This window comes from Hydrogenobacter sp. T-2 (assembly GCF_033971325.1).
Classification (GTDB): domain Bacteria; phylum Aquificota; class Aquificia; order Aquificales; family Aquificaceae; genus Pampinifervens; species Pampinifervens diazotrophicum.
Window position 1 is genome coordinate 906189 of record NZ_CP117180.1, and the last position, 21859, is coordinate 928047.

At 43.0% G+C, this 21859-nt stretch carries 27 protein-coding genes; 15 read left to right on the top strand and 12 right to left on the bottom strand.

Annotated features, from left to right (window positions below):
* Positions 1–12: 12 nt before the first annotated feature.
* From IAE16_RS05250 to IAE16_RS05265, 4 genes are all read left to right on the top strand, one after another.
* Positions 13–906 carry an RpnC/YadD family protein gene (locus tag IAE16_RS05250; RefSeq protein WP_323699683.1) on the top strand — a complete coding sequence of 298 codons (894 nt, stop codon included), beginning with the start codon at positions 13–15 and terminating at the stop codon, positions 904–906.
* Between the two features lie 212 nt (positions 907–1118).
* Positions 1119–1319: a hypothetical protein gene (locus IAE16_RS05255; protein WP_323699684.1), complete on the top strand. Its 201-nt coding sequence runs from the start codon at positions 1119–1121 to the stop codon at positions 1317–1319.
* A 256-nt stretch (positions 1320–1575) separates the two neighbouring features.
* Positions 1576–3279 (top strand): lysine--tRNA ligase, encoded by a 1704-nt coding sequence (gene lysS / locus IAE16_RS05260; protein ID WP_323699686.1) that lies wholly within the window; start codon positions 1576–1578, stop codon positions 3277–3279.
* A complete protein-coding gene (locus IAE16_RS05265) occupies positions 3279–4010 on the top strand; it encodes a ferredoxin reductase (protein ID WP_323699688.1) in 732 nt (243 codons plus the stop codon). The genes lysS and IAE16_RS05265 overlap by 1 nt, the downstream gene beginning before the upstream one ends.
* Here IAE16_RS05265 and IAE16_RS05270 read toward each other — a convergent pair.
* A complete protein-coding gene (locus tag IAE16_RS05270; protein ID WP_323699690.1) occupies positions 4007–4774 on the bottom strand; it encodes a Gfo/Idh/MocA family oxidoreductase in 768 nt (255 codons plus the stop codon). The two genes, IAE16_RS05265 and IAE16_RS05270, sit on opposite strands and share 4 nt — an antisense overlap.
* 92 nt (positions 4775–4866) lie before the next feature.
* On the opposite strand from IAE16_RS05270, the gene IAE16_RS05275 reads away from it, so the two are divergent.
* Entirely contained in the window at positions 4867–5685 is an 819-nt protein-coding gene (locus IAE16_RS05275; RefSeq protein WP_323699691.1) for a hypothetical protein, read from the top strand.
* Here IAE16_RS05275 and IAE16_RS05280 read toward each other — a convergent pair.
* The 6 genes from IAE16_RS05280 to IAE16_RS05305 are packed head-to-tail and all read right to left on the bottom strand — an operon-like array spanning position 5677 to position 10449.
* Positions 5677–6402 (bottom strand): ZIP family metal transporter, encoded by a 726-nt coding sequence (locus IAE16_RS05280; RefSeq protein WP_323699692.1) that lies wholly within the window; start codon positions 6400–6402, stop codon positions 5677–5679. The genes IAE16_RS05275 and IAE16_RS05280 overlap by 9 nt on opposite strands.
* Positions 6399–6872, bottom strand: a complete 474-nt coding sequence (locus IAE16_RS05285) for a DUF29 family protein (RefSeq protein ID WP_323699693.1) — start codon at positions 6870–6872, stop codon at positions 6399–6401. Before IAE16_RS05285 ends, IAE16_RS05280 begins: the two co-directional genes overlap by 4 nt.
* 2 nt (positions 6873–6874) lie before the next feature.
* Positions 6875–7417, bottom strand: a complete 543-nt coding sequence (gene pyrE, locus IAE16_RS05290; protein ID WP_323699694.1) for an orotate phosphoribosyltransferase — start codon at positions 7415–7417, stop codon at positions 6875–6877.
* Entirely contained in the window at positions 7410–7913 is a 504-nt protein-coding gene (leuD, locus tag IAE16_RS05295; RefSeq protein ID WP_173833817.1) for a 3-isopropylmalate dehydratase small subunit, read from the bottom strand. Before leuD ends, pyrE begins: the two co-directional genes overlap by 8 nt.
* Positions 7914–7948: 35 nt before the next feature.
* Entirely contained in the window at positions 7949–8149 is a 201-nt protein-coding gene (locus tag IAE16_RS05300) for a hypothetical protein (RefSeq protein WP_323699695.1), read from the bottom strand.
* A gap of 5 nt (positions 8150–8154) precedes the next feature.
* Positions 8155–10449 (bottom strand): DNA gyrase/topoisomerase IV subunit A, encoded by a 2295-nt coding sequence (locus IAE16_RS05305; RefSeq protein WP_323699696.1) that lies wholly within the window; start codon positions 10447–10449, stop codon positions 8155–8157.
* A 20-nt stretch (positions 10450–10469) separates the two neighbouring features.
* Here IAE16_RS05305 and IAE16_RS05310 point away from each other — a divergent pair, with 20 nt between their 5' ends.
* Positions 10470–10886: a toprim domain-containing protein gene (locus IAE16_RS05310; RefSeq protein WP_323699697.1), complete on the top strand. Its 417-nt coding sequence runs from the start codon at positions 10470–10472 to the stop codon at positions 10884–10886.
* On the top strand, positions 10786–11289 hold the full coding sequence (locus IAE16_RS05315; RefSeq protein ID WP_323699698.1) for a hypothetical protein: 504 nt from the start codon (positions 10786–10788) through the stop codon (positions 11287–11289). The genes IAE16_RS05310 and IAE16_RS05315 overlap by 101 nt, the downstream gene beginning before the upstream one ends.
* Here the strand turns inward: IAE16_RS05315 and rnc are convergent.
* The 3 genes from rnc to acpP are packed head-to-tail and all read right to left on the bottom strand — an operon-like array spanning position 11267 to position 13417.
* A complete protein-coding gene (rnc, locus tag IAE16_RS05320) occupies positions 11267–11971 on the bottom strand; it encodes a ribonuclease III (protein ID WP_323699699.1) in 705 nt (234 codons plus the stop codon). The two genes, IAE16_RS05315 and rnc, sit on opposite strands and share 23 nt — an antisense overlap.
* On the bottom strand, positions 11943–13181 hold the full coding sequence (gene fabF / locus IAE16_RS05325) for a beta-ketoacyl-ACP synthase II (RefSeq protein ID WP_323699700.1): 1239 nt from the start codon (positions 13179–13181) through the stop codon (positions 11943–11945). The genes rnc and fabF overlap by 29 nt, the downstream gene beginning before the upstream one ends.
* Positions 13181–13417 (bottom strand): acyl carrier protein, encoded by a 237-nt coding sequence (gene acpP, locus IAE16_RS05330; protein WP_323699701.1) that lies wholly within the window; start codon positions 13415–13417, stop codon positions 13181–13183. The genes fabF and acpP overlap by 1 nt, the downstream gene beginning before the upstream one ends.
* Before the next feature lie 201 nt (positions 13418–13618).
* Between acpP and soxY the strand changes: the two genes are divergently transcribed.
* The 5 genes from soxY to IAE16_RS05355 are packed head-to-tail and all read left to right on the top strand — an operon-like array spanning position 13619 to position 16732.
* Positions 13619–14062: a thiosulfate oxidation carrier protein SoxY gene (soxY, locus tag IAE16_RS05335; RefSeq protein WP_323699703.1), complete on the top strand. Its 444-nt coding sequence runs from the start codon at positions 13619–13621 to the stop codon at positions 14060–14062.
* Positions 14063–14106: 44 nt separating this feature from the next.
* Positions 14107–14433, top strand: coding sequence for a thiosulfate oxidation carrier complex protein SoxZ (gene soxZ, locus IAE16_RS05340; RefSeq protein WP_323699704.1), 327 nt, complete (start codon positions 14107–14109; stop codon positions 14431–14433).
* Positions 14434–14444: 11 nt separating this feature from the next.
* Entirely contained in the window at positions 14445–15248 is an 804-nt protein-coding gene (gene soxA / locus IAE16_RS05345) for a sulfur oxidation c-type cytochrome SoxA (protein WP_323699705.1), read from the top strand.
* 13 nt (positions 15249–15261) lie between these two features.
* Positions 15262–15942, top strand: a complete 681-nt coding sequence (gene soxX / locus IAE16_RS05350) for a sulfur oxidation c-type cytochrome SoxX (RefSeq protein ID WP_323699706.1) — start codon at positions 15262–15264, stop codon at positions 15940–15942.
* 40 nt (positions 15943–15982) lie between these two features.
* Positions 15983–16732 (top strand): YebC/PmpR family DNA-binding transcriptional regulator, encoded by a 750-nt coding sequence (locus IAE16_RS05355; protein ID WP_323699707.1) that lies wholly within the window; start codon positions 15983–15985, stop codon positions 16730–16732.
* Here IAE16_RS05355 and IAE16_RS05360 read toward each other — a convergent pair.
* A complete protein-coding gene (locus IAE16_RS05360) occupies positions 16729–17610 on the bottom strand; it encodes a UbiA-like polyprenyltransferase (protein ID WP_323699709.1) in 882 nt (293 codons plus the stop codon). The two genes, IAE16_RS05355 and IAE16_RS05360, sit on opposite strands and share 4 nt — an antisense overlap.
* A 42-nt stretch (positions 17611–17652) precedes the next feature.
* Between IAE16_RS05360 and IAE16_RS05365 the strand changes: the two genes are divergently transcribed.
* The 3 genes from IAE16_RS05365 to IAE16_RS05375 are packed head-to-tail and all read left to right on the top strand — an operon-like array spanning position 17653 to position 21504.
* Positions 17653–18528: a hypothetical protein gene (locus tag IAE16_RS05365; protein ID WP_323699710.1), complete on the top strand. Its 876-nt coding sequence runs from the start codon at positions 17653–17655 to the stop codon at positions 18526–18528.
* Positions 18492–19601 (top strand): HD domain-containing protein, encoded by a 1110-nt coding sequence (locus IAE16_RS05370; RefSeq protein WP_323699712.1) that lies wholly within the window; start codon positions 18492–18494, stop codon positions 19599–19601. The genes IAE16_RS05365 and IAE16_RS05370 overlap by 37 nt, the downstream gene beginning before the upstream one ends.
* The gene (locus IAE16_RS05375; RefSeq protein WP_323699713.1) at positions 19579–21504 is read left to right on the top strand and encodes a transglutaminase TgpA family protein; all 1926 of its coding nucleotides are present in this window, start codon (positions 19579–19581) and stop codon (positions 21502–21504) included. The genes IAE16_RS05370 and IAE16_RS05375 overlap by 23 nt, the downstream gene beginning before the upstream one ends.
* Here the strand turns inward: IAE16_RS05375 and queF are convergent.
* Positions 21479–21859, bottom strand: coding sequence for a preQ(1) synthase (gene queF, locus IAE16_RS05380; RefSeq protein WP_323699715.1), 381 nt, complete (start codon positions 21857–21859; stop codon positions 21479–21481). The genes IAE16_RS05375 and queF overlap by 26 nt on opposite strands.

A 21859-nucleotide genomic window follows, 5' to 3' on the forward strand; every position in this document is an offset into this window, starting at 1 on the left:
TATAATCTCTCTGTGCCCTCAAAAGATATAACTCTCAAAGACATCTTTGAGGAAGTCCCCCATAGGCTTAGTAAAATCCTCTCTCCAGCCCCTATCAAAGAGCTATTGCCAACATCTCTACCATCCACAGAGCTAAGAGTGGACTTCTTGGCAAGACTTGAAGATGAAAGCATCCTACATATGGAGTTCCAATCCTTTAACGATACAAACATGCCTTGGAGAATGCTCCGCTACTATACCGCCATAGCAGAAAAATACAAAACACACAACATAAAACAGCTTGTGGTGTATGTGGGAAATGAAAAGCTCAGGATGAAGTCCTCTCTCAAGATTAAGAACTTAGTCTTTAAGTATGAAATACTTGACATAAGGCAAATAGACTGCAAGATACTACTTGAGAGCCAAGACCCTGTAGATAGGATAATGGCATGTTTGTGCAAAGTAGAGGATGAAAGATATTTGATAGAGAAACTCATAAAGACAATGGAAAGCATGAACGAAGAGGAAAGAAAAGACTATCTATTGAAAGCCTTGACATTGACAGAACTAAGACCTAACTTAAGGATAAGGTTAACAGAGGAGGTAAAGCCTATGCCTATAGTGGTTAGACCTGAGGATATAAAACTGTCAAAGAGAAAGTTGAGAAAGGATATTTTGTATAGGCTTGGGCTTGAAGAGGGTAAAAAAGAGGGTGAGATTATTGGCATTGAAAAGGGTCTTTTAAAGTCTGCACAGGAGATGGTTATAGCTATAATTGAGGGTAAGCTTGGCTATGTGCCTGAGGAGATAGCAAATAGGATAAGAGAAATAAGAGATGTGGAGTTTCTGAGGTCTTTAGCCAAAAAGTTGGTTTCTGCTTCTGAGGATTTTATGCAGGTTTTGGCTACTGAACTGAAAATTTCATAACCTAATTCAAAAACTCGTAAGGATATAAGATTGCCAAAGAGGAAGCTGAGAAAGGACATCTTATCTTATATAGGCTTGGGCTTGAAGAGGGTAAAAAAGAGGGTGAGATTATTGGTATTGAAAAGGGCAAACAGATTGGACTTGAAGAAGGTAAGTAAATTGGACTTGAGGAGGGAAAACAAATCGGGCTTGAGGAAGGGCTTTTAAAAGCATTGCAAGATACAGTGTTGACCCTTATAAGGGGCAAGCTTGGACGAGTTCCTGAAGGTGTGGAAGTAAAGGTAAAGGGCATAAGAGACAGGGAATATTTAAATGCCTTGATAGAGAAGTTAATAAACTCTGGGGATGTTTTAGAGGTTTTGAGACAAGATAGGCTTTTGAGTAGAGTTGTAATTGACAGGAAAGCACTATAGACAGTTTATTTAGGGAAGTAGGCTTATGAGGAACTATCAAGCTATAGTGTCTAACTTTATAATAACTTGCAACTTGGGTGATTATAGTTGCTTTGTCCAATATACTTGCAGAAAAGGTAGAAACTTCAGTCATCTGGAGAATTTTCATGATATAAATCATGATTATTGAGCTGTTGTCCTTCAATAATCTTAAGGCAAGGGCTAAAAATATTAGACAAAGTAGATTATAGTCCAAAAGTGTTATAATCCTTTTCCTATGGAAAGCTCAAGACTTGAAAAGCTAAAGGAGTTAGCAAAAGGAGGACAGGCTTATCCTTATAGGTTTGAGATAAGCACGCGGATAGGTGATATAAGGAACAAATATGAAAAATCTACAGAAAACAGAGAAGTTCTTTTAAGGGGAACGGTAAAGAGGTCTTCAAAAATAGAAGAGGGCTATCTTTTAAGACTTGCAAGCTCCAAAGGCGTGGAGATGCTCGCCATAACACAACAAGAACTAAAGGTTGGGCAGGAATACGTCCTTATGGGAAAACTTGGCAGGTATGAGGGGAAGCTTTGCCTTTATGATGCGGTCCTATCGGAGGGGCAAGTTCTTGAAATAGAAGACATAAAGCCTCTGTATGACCTTGACCCTAACTTTGAAGAGGTATCTATTGCAGGGAGGCTTATAACCCTTAGGAGCATGGGTAAGGCTATCTTTGGACATTTGCAAGATGCTACAGGTAGAATACAGATATACCTCAAAAAGGACATAGTGGGAGAGGAATCCTTTAAGGAGTTTGAAGAGCTTGTGGATACTGGAGACATATTGGGTGTAAGGGGCAAGCTCTTTAGGACAAACACGGGAGAGCTAACGGTAGAGGTAGAGAGCTTTCAGATACTCTCAAAAAGTTTACACCCTATGCCAGAAAAGTGGCACGGCATAAAGGATGTGGAAGTAAGATACCGTCAAAGATACCTTGACCTAATAGCTAACGAAGAAGCAAGGAGGATTTTCCTACTTAGGAGCAAGGTCATCAAAGAGCTTAGAAACTTTTTAGACAAAGAGGGCTTTCTTGAGGTGGAAACTCCCATACTACAACACATAGCCTCTGGAGCTAATGCAAAACCCTTTATAACCTATCACAACTACCTTGAGCAGAACCTATACCTTAGAATAGCACCAGAGCTTTATCTCAAAAGGCTAATCGTGGGGGGCTTTAACAGGGTCTATGAGCTTGGTAAAAACTTCCGCAACGAAGGCGTAGATACCACGCATAATCCAGAGTTTACCATGGTGGAGTTTTATACCGCCTATTGGGACTATAAGGACCTTATGGACTTTACAGAAAGGCTTTTATCGCATGTTCTACTTTCAACGGTGGGTAGTCTAAAGCTAACTTATGGAGGTAGAGAGCTTGACTTTACACCACCATACAAAAGGTATAGATACTTTGAGCTTTTAGAGGAAAAAACAGGCAAGAACAAGGACTTTTTCTTGAGGGATTTAGAAGGTCTGAGAAGGTTTGCAAAGGAAATAGGAGTGCCAAAGGCAGAAACTTTAACTCATGCCAAACTCATAGATAAGGCTTTTGACCTGCTTGTAGAAGATGAGCTTTGGGGTCCTTGCTTTGTCTTGGACTTTCCAAAGATACTTTCGCCCCTTGCCAAAAGCCACAGAGAAGACCCAGACCTCGTGGAGAGGTTTGAGCTTTTTGTAGCAGGAAAGGAGCTTGCCAACGCCTACACGGAGCTAAACGACCCCTTTGAGCAAAGGGAGAGATTTTTACAGCAGTTAAGGGAAAAGGAGATGGGAGACGAAGAAGCTATGCAGATGGATGAGGACTTTATAACCGCCCTTGAGTATGGCATGCCACCAACCGCAGGAGAGGGTATAGGTATAGACAGACTTGTGATGGTCTTGGCAGATGTGGACTCCATAAGGGAAGTTATACTCTTCCCAGCTTTGAGGAGGGTCTGATGGAGCTTGAGAAAAAGCCTGTAAAGGAGTTTAAGGCAAAGGTAATAAAAGTTATCCAAGAAACGCCAAGCACAAAAACATTGGTCTTTGACATAAGCCATGTGGACTTTGACTTTTACCCCGGGCAGTATATGATGGTGAATGTCCCTTACGAGGGGCAGGTGTTAAAAAGAGCCTACTCTATTGCAAGCCCACCCACTCAAAAAGAAACCCTTGAGCTAACCATAAAGAAAGTGCCAGAAGGCAGAGCCTCTACCTATCTCACAGAGAAGGTAAAGGAAGGAGAGGAGTTTCTCCTAAAGGGTCCCTATGGAAAGTTTGTGTGGCTTCCTCAGATGGGCACAAGCCTTGTGCTTATAGGTGCAGGAAGTGGCATCGTGCCTCTTATGTGCATACTAAGATACATAGTCTCCGCCAAGTTAGAACACGTGAAGGCTACGCTTTTATATTCAAACACCCACTATGAGGAGATAATCTACAGAGAAGAGTTAGAGAGAATGGACAAGCACTCAAACATAAAGGTAGTCCACACCCTTACACGCTCTCATCCACCAGATTGGAAGGGATACACGGGAAGGATAAATGTGGAGATGATACTAAAAGAGGTGGAGGATATTCCTACAAATCTCTACTACCTTTGTGGACCACCAGCCTTTGTGGAAGACATAGCAAGCATGCTCCTTGAGCTTGGAGTGGATAAGAACCAGATAAAGAAGGAAAAATACGACTAAGAGAGGCTCTCAAGAATTCTTAGGTTTATGTATGCTCTCTCTAGGCTCTGTGGGTCGTATGTGCCTCTTAAAAAGTCCTGTAGCATAAGTTTTAGCTTGTCTCTTTTTTCTTCTTTGACCACCTTTTGGTCTTCGTATACTCTTTCGTTGCCAAAGTCCAGCATAAGCCTGTCATCTATATTCCACACTCTTCTTGGCTCTGGATGCTCCCATGCAACGCTTAGGCTAAAGGGCACTTCATCTATGTAGCCTTCAAGAGTCCATATGTTTTTTTCTATTCTAAGGTCTCTAAGAACTATGTTTTTGGAAATTCTCTGAAGGAGATACAGGTCATGCCAAGCGAGGTCCCAAAGGGGCGAAATGTAGCCTTTTGCTCTTCCAAACCTCTCTATCTTTATGAATTTTTTTGGTCTTTGCAAAAAATCCACACACACCGAATAGCTTTCCACCTCTGAGATATACAGGTTTGGGTAGTCTTTTATCCTGTCAAACTCCTTAGAGCTTAATGCGGGAGGCTTTTCAAGAAGAAGAGGTGTTCCTTTTTTTAAAAATTCTTGGGCTATACCTACATGCTCCTTTGGGTCTACTGCTACTATAACCGCCTTGAGCTCTTCTTTAATATCTCCAAAATGACAATAAAAAGGGTAAGGCTTTTTTTCCTTGTTTGGGTCTATATCGCACAGAACCAGTTTCTCACCAAGCTCCTCTAACTTCCAAAAGTATTTGTTTCCCATATTGCCAAGACCTACCAGTAAAACATGCATGTATAGAATTTTAAGGGAATAAGCATAAACCTATAAGGTTGAAATTCGTCCCAGCTCTACTAAAATTATGCATAAACCCAGGAGGTGGAGCTATGAAAAGACTGTATCTTGCCTTTGCTTTGCTTGTTGGAATTTCTTTCTCACAGCAGATAACCATGAAAAGACCGCCCAAGTCCCTTGAAAAATACTACCCTCCTCAGTCTCAAAGGATGGAATATCTGTCCAATATGCATGCCATGAGCGTAGCCTTTCACGGAATTAACCTAAACATAAACGAAGGCAGGTGGGATAAAGCTCTTGAGTGGGCTAACCAGTTAAAAAAGGCTTATGAAGAATCTGCAAGGATGGTGCCAGAGTGGAAGGACTACTATAAGCCAGCACTGGCGGACAATCTTGTAAAGGCGGTCCAGTCAAAGAATGTGGATGCGGTAATAAAGGCATCAAGAGAGCTTGGACAAACCTGTAGCAAGTGCCATCAGGACAATCAAGCAGTGGTAAAGCTCTACTATCACTTTCCCAGATACGATAACATAACCCTCGAAGACCCTGTAGAGCTTCAGAATCTAAAAACAAAGGACTATATGAAAAAGTTAACGGACTCTATGAAGTCTCTTAGGGTGTTTTTAGTTCAGGGCGATATGGCTAAGGCAAGGGAGCATGGTGATAACTTTGTAGAGAGGGCAAAACAGCTCAATACCATGTGCACCAAGTGTCATACCTCAAAGGCTTCTATAGAGTCTCTCGCAGGAAGGGAATACCTTACCGCACTTGATAATCTCCAGAAGGCTCTCAAGGCTCCTCAGATAAACAGAGATAATGTCTTCAGACATCTTTCGGAGGTAGGACAGTTTTGCTACAGATGCCATAACGTGCACCTAATACCTGTGCTTGTGCAAGATGCTCTAAAGTGAGGTGTCAAGAAAGAGCATAAGCAAGAGACCTAAAAGAAAGGCTATGGTGGACTGGGTATGTTTGCCTTCTGCGTAGGCTTCTGGGAAGACCTCTTTTGCGGTAATGTATACCATAGCACCACCACCAAAGCCAAGACCTACCGCCAAAAGGTTTTTGAAGACCTCAAAAAAGGCATAGCCTATCAGAGAAAAGAGGGCTTCAAGAAGACCACTAAGAAAGCCAACCCACAAGGGCATGAGAACCTTGCTTGTGATTACCATAAGAGGTAAGCTCACCACAAAGCCTTCTGGAATATCTTGGAGGGCTATGGCTATAGCAGTTTGAAAACCTTTCTCTCCTGAGTAGGCGGATGCTATACCTACACTTAAGCCTTCGGGTATGTTGTGAATAATTACCGCAAACACTATCAAGTATAGCCTGCTTAGTCTTTGAGGAGAGACGCCTTCCATACCCTTTATGGTGTGCTCGTGAGGCACAAGGCTTTCCACCAAAGCCATAAGCACAAAGCCTAAAACAATACCAAAGGCAACCTCAAAAAAGCTACCCAACTCAAGCCCCGGCAGGATAAGACTTGTAAAGCTGGCAACGAGCATAACACCACCTGTAAAAGAAAGGCTCACACCAACGCTTAAAAAGGGCTTTTTAAGCAGGACAGCAAGCAGGCTACCAAGAAAAGTGCCAAGAAGTAGGAGAGAGGATACGAAAAGTATATTCATATTTCTTCTATTTTACCCGTAAGGGCTTCTGTTAGGTCATAGGGACAATCTATAAAGGTGTAGAAAAAACTTATAGCTTCTGACTTTTTATCCAAGCTCTCAAGCCAAAGTTTTATCCTAACCCTTGCGTAGTTCCAAGCCCTATAAAGCTCCCTTTCAAGCCTCTGTCTCATGCTTGGCGAAAGCTCTAACTCCAACTCAATCCTGTCTCTAAGGTGATATATCTCTATCCTATGTCTTTTTGGCTCTTTTATAAGCTCCTTGTAGTTTTCCCATATGTATAGCTTTTCTAAGAGTAAAGATAAATAGCTTGCTACCTCGTCCACCTCTCTTTGGATGAGCTTTTCCAACTCTGTATATAGATTTTCCCAATCAACTTCTTGATATCTTCCTTCCTTGAGAAGTTGGTAGTTTATCTCAGCCCAGAGAGGAAAATCTTCTCTGTATAGCTCCTTTAGGTCCTTTTCCATCCTTACAAAAGCTCAGACACTCTAAAAAGAGCGTATACTTCAAGACCTTCCCTTTGCAAGTTTTCCCTGCCACCCTCTTCTCTGTCAACCACCGCATAGACACAAAGCACCTCATAGCCCTCCCTTTTGCAGGCTTGGACTGCCTTGAGAGCAGAGCTTCCTGTGGTTATCACATCCTCTAAGACCACAACCCTGTCTCCTGCCCTTAATAGTCCTTCCACCTGCTTTCCAGTGCCGTGAGCCTTTGGTTCCTTTCGGACCACAAAGGGTTTTATAGTATCTCCCTCAAGGTATGAGACCATGCTTACCGCATAGGCTATAGGGTCCGCACCAAGGGTTAGACCTCCCACACCCTGAGGCTTTAGGTCTTTTATAGCCTGATATAAAACCTTACCCAAAATATACACACTTTCTGGGTCAAAGGTTATCTGCTTTAGGTCTATGTAATACTTGCTTAGCTTTCCAGAAGAAAGTTTGAATATAGGCTCGTCCGCAACCTTGAGAGACCTTTCCCTTATTAGAGCTTTTAGTCTTTCCCTATCCATTGGCTTTCAACTTTTCCTTAGCATACTCCATCAGACCACCAGCTTTTAGGATAGCCATCAAAGTATCTGGAAACTTGGTGGCGGTATACTCTTTACCGGTCGTCAGATTCTTTATAATGCCCTTTTCCAAGTCTACCTCTATCTCATCGCCCTCTTTTATCTCATCCACTGCCTGTGGTGCTTCCACTATAGGAAGACCTATGTTTATGGCATTACGGAAGAATATCCTTGCAAAGGATTTGGCTATAACCACAGGCACTCCAGCATACTTTATGGCTATGGGTGCATGCTCTCTGGAAGAGCCAGAGCCAAAGTTTCTACCCGCCACTATTATATCCCCTTCCTTGTGCTCCTTTGCAAACTCTGGATGCTCCGAGTCCTCCATTACATGCTGGGCAAGTTCGTAAGGGTCAGAGGTGTTTAAGTATCTGGCGGGTATTATCTGGTCTGTGTCCACATTGTCTCCAAACTTCCACACTCTACCTCTTATAACCATGTTGTTTATTATAAACCCTTTTTATTAATCTTCCTTTAGGTATAAAGACCCCACTCCTCCTTAACCGCATCGCCTCCCATGCTTACGCTACCCGCTAACCGATTTAGAAGTTCTGTATATCTTGTATTTACGTTTTGTTGCTTGCCTAAGTTATCCTTATGGTTTATCTCTATAGCCCTAAATGTTTCAGTGTTAGATGTATATTTGTTTTTCTTCTGCCTTTTCCTATGCTTCATGAAGATTACCCCTTTACCACCACTCTCACAACCCTATCTTCCCCAAGCTCCCACCTTTTCTTTGCCCTCTGGTCAAGCCTACTAAGAGGCAAGTCCTTTTCTTCAATTCTGTCATAGAAAACCTTACCCTCAGAACTCACTAACATCAGGTCTACAGAGCCCTTTATAGGTATAACATCCACAAGCCTCTCCCGCGCAGAGCCGAGGACTTCCACACCCTTGGTATATCTGCCTCTCTGTGGAATTTCCTGGAGAGATACCTTTTTTATACCTCCGTCCTCTGTTATTACCAAAAGATGCTCCGCATCCCTCAATGCCCTTATGCCTACCACCCTGTCCTCTTTTTCAAGTTTTATACCTTGGACACCCTTTGAGCCTGCACTGGCAGGAGGAACTTCACCTACTGGAAATCTCAAAAGCCTGCCTCTGTGCGTAAAGAGGAGAATGTCCCCCTCCTCTGGTGCTTGCACCACTTTAACAACCCTGTCATCTTCCTCGGAAAACCTTATTATCTGCATTCCCTGAGACTTGTATTCAAAATCCACAAGAGGTATTTTCTTCACATAGCCCCTTTCTGTGGCAAGAAGCACCCTTCCTTCCACGCCAGAACGCACAAAAGCTCCCACTATCCTTTCCTCAGTCTCCTTTAAAGACAAAAGACTTCCCCTTAAGGCTTGAGAGCCTGCTATCCAATAGACCCTTCCTCTATCAGAGACCATAAAAAGCCCATCGGTAAAAGGCACTTCCAAAATGTTTACCACCTCTTCGCCCTCTTCCATCTCCTCAAGAGGCACAACCCTGCCTTTAGCATAGATCATAACTGTGAGGCTACCCTCTTCTAAGCTTTGAACGCCCTCCACAAGGGTTTTCCTTGGAGTGCTAAAGGACTTGGAAAGTTCCTGCATTTCCTCAATAAAGACCCTTACTCTCTCTTCTTCACTTTCCACAAGCTTCGTGTAGTATTCTATCTTTTGCCTAAGGTCCCTTTCTTCTTCTTCCAGTTTACTCCTTTCAAGGGATGTGAGCCTCTGAAGCCTCATATCAAGCACTGCGTTTGCCTGTGCCTGTGATAGACCGTATTTTTTAGTGAGCTTTTCTCTGGCTTCTTGCGTGTCTGCGGAGCTTCTTATGTCCTGTATTACACTGTCAAGGTTTTTAAGGGCTATGAGCAAGCCTTCCACTATATGAAGCCTTTCCTTTGCCTTTTGCAGGTAAAAGTTAGACCTTCTTAGGATAACTTCCAGCCTATGAGCTATAAACTCTTGAAGCAGTGCCTTTATGCCAAGGAGCTTTGGCTCACCCCTTACCAAAACCACGAAGTTTAGAGGGAAGTTCTTCCTTAGAGCGGTATACTTGTATAGCTTTTCTAAGACCTTTTCCCCCTTTGCCTCACGCTTTAGCTCCACCACTATCCTTATGCCTTCCTTATCAGATTCATCCCTTATATCAGATATTTCCTTTAGCTTGCCTTCCCTTGCAAGGTCTGCCATACGCTTTATGAGGTCTGCCTTGTTTACCTGATAGGGAATCTCGGTTATCACTATCTGTTCCCTTCCCCCTTGAAGCCTTTCCACATGAGCCTTTGCCCTTATACGCACTTGACCCCTGCCCTTCTCATAAAACTCTATAAGCTCCGAGTAGTTCTCCACTATTGCTCCAGTGGGAAAGTCTGGACCCTTTATGTATTTCATAATCTCTTCTGTGGTCAGGTCTGGGTTCTTTGCAAGTTCAATAAGAGCTTGACAGACTTCTCTTAGGTTGTGTGGAGGGATAGAAGTGGCAAGACCTACCGCTATACCGCTTGTGCCATTGCAAAGGAGATTTGGAAACTTAGCAGGTAGGACCGACGGCTCAAAGGTAGAGCCGTCAAAGTTTGGCACAAAGTCCACCGTGTTTTTGTCTATGTCCTCAAGAAGTTTGACCGCAAATTTGGAGAGCTTTGCCTCCGTATACCTCATAGCGGCGGGAGGGTCTCCATCCACAGAGCCAAAGTTCCCTTGACCTATCACCAACGGGTAGTTCATGTTAAAGTCCTGTGCCATACGCACAAGAGCTTCGTATACCGCTTGGTCTCCGTGAGGATGATAATATCCAAGCACCGCACCCACAATCCTGGCACTTTTGACAAAAGCCTTTTCTGGGTATAGACCCATATCGTGCATAGCGTAAAGTATTCTTCTTTGGACAGGCTTTAGACCATCCCTCACATCAGGGATAGCCCTGCCCACAATAACGGACATGGCATAGTCTATGTAGGACTGCTTAACCTCTTCTTCTATGGGAACGCTGATGATTTCCATGGAGCTTTTAAAATTATAACATGCTTGAGGGCTGGTTGAAAAAACTAAGGGAAGTGTCTCAGAACTCTGCAGTCCTCGTGGAAGGCAAAAGGGACAGGCAAGCCTTACAAAAGTTTGGAGTAAAAAACATCTTCACCCTTGAGGGCAAAAGGCTTACAGACCTTCCAGACCTTCTTGAGGGTTTTGAAAAGGTAGTGCTTCTTTTTGACCTTGACAAGCACGGTGAAAGGATAAACTCAAAGGTTAAAGAAATCTTAACCAAACAGGGCTATATTTTAATAGAAGACTTTAGAGAAGAGTTAAGGACTAAGGGAATAATTTACGTGGAGGACATAGATGGAAAAGGTAGGACTTCTAAGCACACTGATGGTGCAGGACAGACTAATAAGGCTCAACATACAGATGTTGGAGGGCATTCTCAAAGAGATAAAAGCTGATGTGGAGGAGATAAGTATTCTTGCGGAGGCTTGTCTCTCTGAGGAAGAATACAAGATATACAAGGAAGTAGTCCTCAAAATTGAGGCAGACCTTTTAGCCAAAATATCGGAAGTTATAGAGCATATACACGACATATATGAGGTTTTCAACTTTGACATAACCTTCCTTTCCACATTGCCAAAGGAGTTGGGCAGGGAGATAGAAAGGCTTAATGTCTTAAACTCTATAAACTCCAAGCTGGAGCTTATAATCGCTATACTTGAGGAAATCCTGCTTATTGCAGAGGAGAGCCCAAGGATGTCTGCCATACTTACACCTTTTAGAGTTTATGAAGAGGTTCTAAAGCAGAGTATTGAGTTTAACAAAAGGCTAAACGACCTTAGCTTTCAGAAGATAGGATAAGCTCAAGGACTTTTTTAGCAGCAAGTTGTTGTGCGGACTTTTTGCTTCTACCCTTTGCGGTAGCCCTAAACTCCCTTATATTGCATTCCACCTCAAAAACCCTGTTGTGATGTGGACCTTCCACGCTCACCACACGGTAGATGGGTCTTTCCTTCCATCTTTTCTGAGTCTCTTCTTGGAGGAGAGTTTTGTAGTCTCTTTTATAGTCCTTGTTTTTGACTGCGGACACAAGCCTCTCTCTGTATAGCTTGCCAAAGAGTTCCTTCACAAAATCCGCAGACCTTCCACAGTCCAGATACACTGCAGCCCACAGAGCTTCAAAGGTATCTGCCATAAGGGAAGAGCTCACATAGCTGTTTTTTCTTCTTCCGCCGTAGAGTATATACATATCAAGGGAAAGCTCCTCTGCCAGCTCATGCAGGTAGTCTTCGCTTACAAAGTAGGATTTCATCATGGCAAGCTCACCCTCAGAAGCGGAGGTAAACTCAGAAAGCAGGATGTCCACCACGAAGAAGTTTATAAGGGAGTCTCCAAGAAACTCAAGGGTCTCATAGCTTTTTAGACCATGCTCCCCTGCGTAGGATTTGTGGGTGAGGGCTTGTATGAGGAGTTCTGAGTTATTGAAGCTATAGCCGAGCCTCTGCTGAAGCTCTTCAAGGCTTTTTGAAGACAAGGCAGGCATTTGTTCCACCAAAGCCGAAGGAGTTGGACAAGGCATACCTAACAGGATAATTTATTGCCTTGTTTGGCACGTAGTCAAGGTCGCACTCGGGGTCTGGGTTCTCAAGGTTTATGGTAGGAGGTATTATACCCGTTTCTATAGTTTTCACTGTTGCTACCGCTTCTACTGCACCTGCCGCACCCAAAAGATGCCCTATCATGGATTTGTTGGAGCTTATCTTGAGCTTATAGGCATGCTCTCCAAAGAGCCTCTTTATTGCAAGGGTTTCAGACTTATCGTTTAGAGGCGTAGATGTTCCATGAGCGTTTATGTAGTCCACTTCTTCTGGTCTTATGCCTGCATCTTCCAAAGCAAGCTTCATACACATATATGCACCCTCACCATCCGCACAGGGAGCAGTTATGTGGTAGGCATCATCTGTGGCACCATAGCCCACAAGCTCTGCGTATATCTTTGCACCCCTTGCTTTGGCATGCTCGTATTCTTCCAAAACCAGGATGCCAGCACCCTCTCCCATCACAAAGCCATCTCTATCCGCATCAAAGGGTCTTGAAGCCTTTTGTGGTTCATGGTTTCTTGTGGATAGTGCCCTCATAACCGCAAAGCCCGCAACACCAAGAGGAGTTATGGCACTTTCGCATCCACCTGCAATAGCCACATCAATGTCTCCCTTCTGTATGAGCCTCATGGCATCGCCTATGGCGTGGTTTCCAGTGGCACAGGCAGATACCACGCAGTAGTTTGGACCCTTAAAACCAAACCTTATGGCAACAAGCCCGCTTGCCATATTGGAAATACCGTAGGGTATAAAGAAGGGAGAGACCCTTCTGGGACCCTTTTCCATAAGGACCTTCTGCTGTTCTTCTATGTCCCTTAGCCCACCTATGCCCGTGCCTATTATAACTCCTACCCTGTAGGGGTCGTATTTACTTTCTAAAAGACCGCTGTCCTTTATTGCTTCCTCAGAGGCTGCAACCGCAAACTTGATAAAGTCTGAGACCTTTTGAGCTTCCTTTTTGTCAAAATACCTCTCTGCTTCAAAGTCCTTTACCTCTCCCGCAATATGGACAGTAAGCCCAACCTCAACAGGGTCAAACCCTTTTATTATGTCTACTCCACTAACACCTGCTATGAGATTTGCCCAAAACTTTTGCACTCCAGTCCCTATGGGAGTCACCGCTCCCAGACCGGTCACCACCACACGACGCATCAGCCCTTTACTCTCTCCTTGAGATAGTCTATAACATCGCCTACTGTTCTTATTTTCTCTGCGTCTTCGTCAGGTATTTCAATGCCAAACTCTTCTTCAAAAGCCATTACAAGCTCAACCACGTCCAAAGAGTCCGCACCCAGGTCTTCCACAAACTTCGCTTCTGGGTTTAACTTTTCCACTTCAACGCCAAGCTGGTCTGCAATTATCTCCTTTATCCTTTGTTCCAAGTCCATTTTCTACCTCCTGCTTTTTATAGCGTTCTAATATTATAGCACAAATTGGACTTCTTGCATATGCAATCCTTAATAAGAAAGTTAGAATGCGTTTATATAGTCATATAGCTTTATAAAATCAAGTTATGATTGTATACAAACTTTTGATTGATTATAAGTTAGGCTCTTGATATTATTATTCCCCCAAGGAGGTATAAAAACATGGACAGGAGAAGATTTTTTGCACTGTCCGCATTTGCAGTCGTAGGTTTAACCCTTGCCCCAGCACTTCAGCCAGCCTTTGGTGCCACAAAACTTGAAGAAGAGGTGCAAAAAAGGCTTGGAGTTCAGCTGTCTCAAATCAAAGAAGTGGAAGACATCAAACTCACAGCTCCTACCATAGCAGAATCTGGTGCCAATGTGCCAATCACTGTGGAGTCCACCATACCCGTGGACAGAGTGGAAAGGCTCTGGATATTCGTTGACAAAAACCCTGTGCCTTGGATAGCGGATGTGTCCTTTACTCCTATGAACGGGCAGGTCTTTTTCTCCACAAGGATAAAGATGGGAGAAACCTCCAATGTGAGGGCAATTCTCAAGCTAAAGGACGGTTCTTATGTGATGGCAACAAGGGAGGTCAAGGTTACCGCTGGCGGATGCGGATAATTCCATAGGCTTTCAATACCAAAATTCTATACAGGAGGTGCAATATGGCAGTAGGGACGGGCATACTTCGTGTGCCAAGAGAAGCAAAGAAGGGAGAGGTTGTAAGGGTGCAGATGGTTATAACCCATCCCATGACACCACCAAGGAAAGACCCACAGACAGGGCAGGAGGTGCCTGCTTATAGTCTGACCAAACTTGAGCTTTTCTTTAACGATAAGCCTGTAAGCACTGTGAGCATGGGTGCTGGTGTGAGTGCAAATCCCTTTATGGCTTTTACTCTAAGGGCAGAGGAAAGTGGTGTTGTGAAGATAGTTTATGAGGACAATAAGGGTGGAAAGTGGGAGAGAACTGCGGAGATAAGAGTTTCTTAAGGAGGTGTAATATGAGAGGGAAAGTTTTGTTGACTTTGTGTTTGCTTGGCTTTAGCTTTGCGGAGGACCAAGACCCAGTAAAGCACGTGCAAGAGCAAAGAAGGATGCTAAGGGAAGCCTTTGGTTTATTGATAGAACAGTATATAGAGGAAGGTAAAGAGCTTTTTAAAAAATATGGACTTGACAAGTGCGATTTTGGTGCTGGTCCTGGTGTTGTTAAGGGTGTGGCAGCAAGGTTACCGAGATACTTCCCAGATGCGGACAGGGTTATGAGTTTAGAAACGAGGATTTATTACTGCATAGCCAAAAGCACTGGAAAAACTATGCAAGAAGTTGCATCAGAGATGACCAAAAACTGGCAGGGTCCCGGTTCAAGACCACCTTCAGATATAGATAAGATATCCTTTTACATAGTTTCTGAGTCAAGAGGTATGAAAATAGAACCCTCTGTAAGTCATCCAAAGGAAAAAGAAGCACTCAAGGTTGCGGAGGCGATCTTTTACAAAAGATGGGGAGCTCTTGACTTTTCTTGTGCGGTCTGCCACGCAGGGGATGGAAAAAGGATAAGATTGCAACAGACTTCAAACTATGCTGACCCCTATCCTAGGGCAAAGCAACAGGATGCTAATATATACCCAATATTCAGAGCAGCCTCGGAAGCCACACAATTTTTCCATCATCGCTGGGCGGACTGCTTCTGGCAGATGAGACTGCCAACCCTTCTGCCGGGTTCTCTAATATCAGATGCCCTGACCTTGTATGTATATAACATGATGAGAGGCAAGCCCATAGAAGCTCCAAATGTATCAAGATAAAGGAGGTAGGAATATGAAAAAGGTTTGGTTTCTGGCAAGTTTTGGAGCTCTACTGTGTATACCTTTTATCCTTGAAGCCAAAGAAAAGGTGAAAAAGGAACCTACAAAAGGAGAAGACTTTGAGCTTGTAGTGGAGAGGTATATCAGAGAATCCTTCGGACCTGTTCCTGGTTACCCTGGGGTAAATCTCGGGCTTTCGCAAGATTATTCACAGCAGATGTGTAGCAAATATAAAGACAATCCTCCCGAAAAGGTATGGAAAAACATTATGGAGTTAGAGCGCTCAACTATAAAATATCCGAGCTATTTTAACGGAGACTGGATGGTAATTATGGAAAAGGGAGATTGGAGAAGGGTTGCACCTCTTGCAAAATCTGGAAGAGGTTTCAGAGCTGGGAAGTTGCAAACAGACCCTGCGGATATAAGAGCCTTTGGAAATTGTCAAGCCTGCCATATGCTTGAAAAAACGGAAGTGGTAGGCGGTAACTTTGGACCACCTCTCACGCACTACGGAAGGCTAAGACAAATAACGCCAGAAATGATTAAGTACACCTACGAGAAGATATACAATGCATGGGCTTATGTTCCTTGCTCCAGTATGCCAAGATATGGTTTTCATGGTCTGTTGAGTCCAGAACAGATAGCAGACTTTGTTCATTATCTTCTCTCTCCAGATTCTCCAATAAACAAATAAACCTCTGCCCCGCTATGCGGGGTGCTATAATATATCTACCATGGCAGGACACAGTCATTGGGCTCAGATAAAGCACAAAAAGGCAAAGATTGACGCACAAAGAGGCAAGATATTTACGAAGATAATACGAGAGATAACCGTTGCAGTAAGGGAAGGCGGACCAAACCCAGATACAAACCCAAGACTGAGAACAGCCATAGAAAACGCCAGAAAGGTCAATATGCCCACAGAGACCATAGAAAGGGCAATAAAAAAGGGAACTGGCGAGCTTGGGGGTGAAAACTACGAGGAGGTGCTCTACGAAGGCTATGCCCCTGGGGGTGTGGCTCTTATGATACTTACCTATACAGATAATAGAAACAGAACCACTTCAGAGGTAAGGCACGTGCTTTCAAAACATGGTGGAAATCTTGGGTCTTCTGGGTGTGTTTCCTTTCTCTTTGACAGGGTGGGTATAATTGAAGTGCCAAAGGAAGGCATAAGCGAGGACGAAATATACGAAAGAGCTATAGAAGCGGGTGCGGAGGATGTGGAAGTGGGAGAGGTTGCCTATACCCTATATACAAAGCCTGAAGACCTCTACGCAGTGAAAGAAGCCCTTGAATCAAGTGGACTGCAGATAGAAAGAGCGGAGATAGCCTATAAGCCTAACACTCTTGTCCAGGTGCAGGACTCAGAGACAGCAAAGAAGATTTTTAAATTACTTGATGCCCTTGAAGACCTAGACGATGTGAAGGAAGTTATAGCCAACTTTGATATACCAAAGGAAGTTATAGAGCAGGCAACTTAAATTAGTCTGTCTAAAAGGACAACTACAAGGAAAACCACGCTTACATATCCATTTACCGTAAAGAAGGCTTTGTTTATTTTTGAAAGGTCGTGTGGCTTTATTAGACTATGCTCGTAGTAGAGAAATAGCCCAATGCCAAAAAGACCAAGAAGATACAAAATACCAAGAAATTCAATTCTCAAAAACAAGCCTAAGAGTGCAAAAAAGGTTATAGTGTGAAAAAACCTCGCAATCAAAAGAGCACCCTCTATGCCAAACTTCACCGGAATGGACTTTAGACCTTGTCTTTTGTCAAATTCATAGTCCTGAAGGGCATACAAAATATCAAAGCCAGCAACCCAAAAAGCCATGGCAATGCCAAGAATTATGGCATTAAAGGATATACGCTCATTGAAGGATACATCTATAGCCAAGGGTATGAGAAAATAAACTGCGCCAAGAACTAAGTGAGGATAATAGGTTATTCTTTTGGCGTATGGGTAAAACCAAAGAAGAAAAAGCACTATGGGAGAAAGCAAGAAGGCGTATATGTTTATCATAAGGGTAGAAAAGATAAAAATCCCACCAGAGAAAAGAATAAGCCTTTTTATGCTCTCTTCTGAGACCTCACCCCTTGCGTGAACCCACTGGCTCGTTCTTGGGTTTAGCCTGTCTATTGGAAGGTCTATAAGCCTATTAAGTGCCATACCTACGGTTCTTGCACTAATAAAGGCAAGAAGAACCCAAAAAAGCCTCCAGAAGGAAGGCATCTGCTCATACAAAAGAATTACGCTTGCAAGAGCAAAGGGTAGGGCAAAAATAGTATGCTCAAACTTGACAAGCTCGAGGTATTTTCCAGTCCTACTCATGTTTAGGGCTTTTAGCTCTCCATTCACCATAATATCATAAAACTTCTGTCACTTTGGGCTTATATTATATGTATGCTTGACATAAAGGAAAGAGACCCACTTAACAATCTTGTGCTTGAAGTCTTAGATGACCCCTCCAAAAAGGAAATGGTCTTTTACCTTATGTGCTATTCACAACTTGTGAGAAGGGAAGGGAATCCATATGTGGAGCTTGAGAAGTTTCTGTCCTGTGCCTATAGAAACTTCAGAAACGCAAGGAACTACTGGAAAGATGTGCTTGTGGAGATGAACCTCTTCGTCATATCAGACCTATATGGGAATATCTACTCGGGTAAAGATATATACAGAGTAGAGGAGGGTGGCATATACCTTATAACCATAAGAAGTGAATATCTTGGCATCTTTGAAAGTATTAGCCAAAAGGCTCTAAGGCTATGGAACATACTTAGCAGAACCATGGTATACAGAAAACACCTAACCGCACAAGATGCGGTGGTTATATCAACCATGATGTTTAACGAGGGTCTTTATGAGGAGCTTAAGAGTTATTGTGAAATTTGTGTGGAAAGATATCCAAGAGAAAGAGGATATTTCCAGCTACTTTATAGACTTGCAACTCTCTACTTGGGTCAGAGAAGTGTGTCTATAAAAGAAATAAGAGACGCTCTTCAGGAAGCTCAAAATCTTGGAGATGTATACTATGGGTTTAACATTTTTAAACTTAAAAAAGACCTTGAGAACCTTCTCAGAAGGGTGGAAGTGGGAAAAAGTATAAGCCCTCTAAAAATAGAATTCATAAACCAAAGGAGAAAAAAGGGAAGCTGGCTTAGGAGAATGTTTAGCAAGTTTAAGGATATGATAGATAAAATGTTCCGCAGAGATAAAGATAAGTATTTCTTTGAGGGGGCTTTATGTTCAAAGAGTTTTCAGACCCTATACACGAGCTGATAAAAACTTACGACTGCGAGATAAGGATAATAGATAGCTTCCCTTTTCAAAGGCTCAGGTTCATAAGTCAGTTGGGTATAGCCTATATGGTATTCCCATCTGCACAGCACAGCAGGTTTGAGCACTCCTTGGGAACTATGGAGCTCGCAGGAAGAATTTACAATAGCCTTGGGCTTAAAGATGAGAAGCTCTACAGAATACTGAGGTTGGCAGGTCTTTTGCATGACATTGGACACACACCCTTTTCTCACACCACAGAGGTGCTTCTCGGAGACAAGAGCCACGAATCCATAGGAGAACGGGTCCTCTTTGAAGAGGGAATAGCGGACATACTAAAAAACTGTGGATACGCTCTTGAGGATATTGGGCTTATAGTGGAGCTTGCCTTTAGAAAGAGTAATAGCTTGCCGAAGATAATCACGGGAGAATTCGGTGCAGACAGGATGGACTATCTTAGGAGAGATGCCTATTTTTGTGGGACTTCCTATGGCTTTTTTGACTACCGTAGGCTTTTGGAGAATATGCTTTTTATAGAGGGTAAAAAGTGCGTCCATATAAGTGCACTCAGAGCTTTGGAAAGTTTTATTCTTGGAAGGTATTTTATGTATTCTCAGGTCTATTTTCACAAGGTGGTGCGTATCTTAAACATCCATTTGGAAGAGGTAATTCAGGACTTTTTGGAGAGAGGACTTCTTAGCCAAAAGGACTTTTATAGAAAGACAGACTCTCATATAATCCACCTTATGTTAGATAGATATCGCGAGGAAAAGGTAAGGAGAGTGTTTGCAAGAGAACACTATAGACAGGTTTTTTCTACTTCATCAGAGGAGCACTTTGAGTTTGTGAAGAAAAGACTTTTGGAAAAATACGAGGAAGACCTTTTGAGGTTTGACCGAGCAAGCAAAAGGGTGCTGGATGAAGACATACCCATATGGAATGGAAACGAGCTACTTAGCCTGCGAGAAGTATCTCCTATTGTAGCCTCCTTGGAAGATATAAGACTTTACAGAATATACGCACATCCAAGATACAAGGAAGAGGTCAGGGAGTATGTTAGAAAAATATCTAAGTAGCTCTCGCCTAACAACCATAACCCTTGTGCGTCTTACTTCCCTTGTGGGTATACTGTCCTTGTGGAATGTGGCGGATGCGGTATATTTTCTTGGCTTTTTAGCCCTCTACTTTGTGGGTGTGCCTATGGACATAAAGGCTACCTATCCAGTAAGGAGGCTATTTCTAAACCTTTTTGGCGTTGCCTTGACCCTGTATTTTCTGTCCTTTCTCAGCCTTGAAGACCTTCTCAAGCCCTTTTCTCATATAGTTCTTTTACTTCTTTCTATAAAGAGCCTTGAGGAGAAAAAACCCAGAGACCTTTATCAGATACTGCTTTTGAGCCTGTTTGCGGTGTCCATATCTACCGCATACAATCTTAGCCTTAGCTTTCTTTTCCTTTTTATCCTGCATAGTCTTTTGGCTGGTTCTTCTCTTGTGTTTCTTAATCTATACAGGACTACGGGAGATAAGAGGCTTGAGCTTTCAATTTATAAGCATTACATATTGGTGAGCCTTCTACTCTTTCTCTTAGTTGCGGTTTTTACCCTTCCCTTTTTCTTTCTTCTTCCAAGAACACAAACTCCTCTTTTTGACCTCATATCCAGAGGCAGTGGACTAAAAACTGGTCTTGCGGAGAGCGTAAGCCTTGGCAAAGTGGGAGAAATACAGGAGGACAATACGGTTGTTTTTAGGGTTTATGGACTTCCTCAAGATATAAAAGACCCATACTGGAGGGTGGTAGTTTTTGGAGACTACGTAAAAAACACGTGGGTTAAAGTAAAGGAGGAAACCTTCCAAATGCCTTCGGGAAGTGGAGACATGGTATACACTCTTGTTATTGAACCATCCTTTGATAACCTAATACCCGCACTTGACTACCCTTATAGGGTCTTAGGTGTGGAAGGGCTTTCCGCCAATGCCTATATGGCTACAGGGAACACCCTTCGCCTAAGTAGAGAAATAAACAGAGCCATAAGGGTCAAAGTTAGCTCCTCAAAGAGCCTCTATCTTGAAGAGGACCCAAGAGATTACATGAGGATACCGCCAGATATAAGTCCAAACCTCAAAAGGCTCGCAGAGGAGCTATCCGCCAATGCAAAGACCGATATGGAAAAGCTAAGAAATGTTATCCAGCACTTTTCAAAGGGTTATAGCTACACTTTGAAGTTGGAAAAGTATGAAGGAGACCCCCTTGATTACTTTGTTTTTGTATCTAAGAAGGGAAACTGTGAATACTATGCCAGTGCTACCGCTCTACTTTTGAGGCTTATGGGCGTGCCTGCCAGGGTAGTGGGAGGATACAAGGGTGCTCTCTGGAATCAGTATGGTGGATATCATATAGTAACCAACTCTATGGCTCATGTGTGGGTGGAGGCTTATGTGGAAGGAAGATGGCTAAGGGTAGACACCACACCACCCTACGTGTCTCCCAGCTTAGAAAGGATTTCCACACTTGCTCTAATAAGAGACTCCATAGTGAGCTTTTGGTATTCCAACATAGTGGGCTACACTTCAGAAAAGCAGATAAGGCTCTTTAGAAACATAGGAGAGGGTCTAAGGGCGGAGTTAAAGTTAGAAAACCTAAGAACAAGGGCTTTTCAGATATCTCAGCTTTTCCTCTTTGGCACTGCTCTTTATCTCGCCTTTTTTCTATTCCAGAGACTTAGAAAAACTCCCGAGAACCTATACCGTATGACAAGGGAACTCCTTGAAAGGGAAGGCATCGTATCAAAAAATCTCCTACCAGAAGAGATAATATCCGCCTGCAAAGGCACAGACCTATACAACCACGTTAAGTTTATCCTCTCCATATATCAAAGATACAAATACTCCCCCTACAAGGTATACCCTGACGAAATAGAGGAAGGCTACAAGGCACTAAGGAAGCTAAAGGATATTATCCGTAATTCTCGTCGCTCCTAACCTTTATGACTGTATGCACATTACCCCTTGGGTTAAAGTCTCCAATCACCTCAAGGAAACGAGGCTTTAGGGTCTCATAGAGTGCGGTATATATTTCATTAGTTGCTTGCTCATGAGATATGTAGCGATTTCTAAACTTATTAAGCCAGAGCTTTAGGGACCTAAGCTCCACAATGTATTTATCTGGAATATACCTTATCTTTATGGTTGCATAATCTGGATACCCCGAGCGAGGACAAAGACAAGAAAACTCAGGAAAGGTTATCTCTATCATGTAGTTTCTCTCTGGTGTTGGATTTCCCCAAGGCTCAATCTGTGCCTCTTCTATGGCTATCTCTCCGTATTTCTTCTCCAT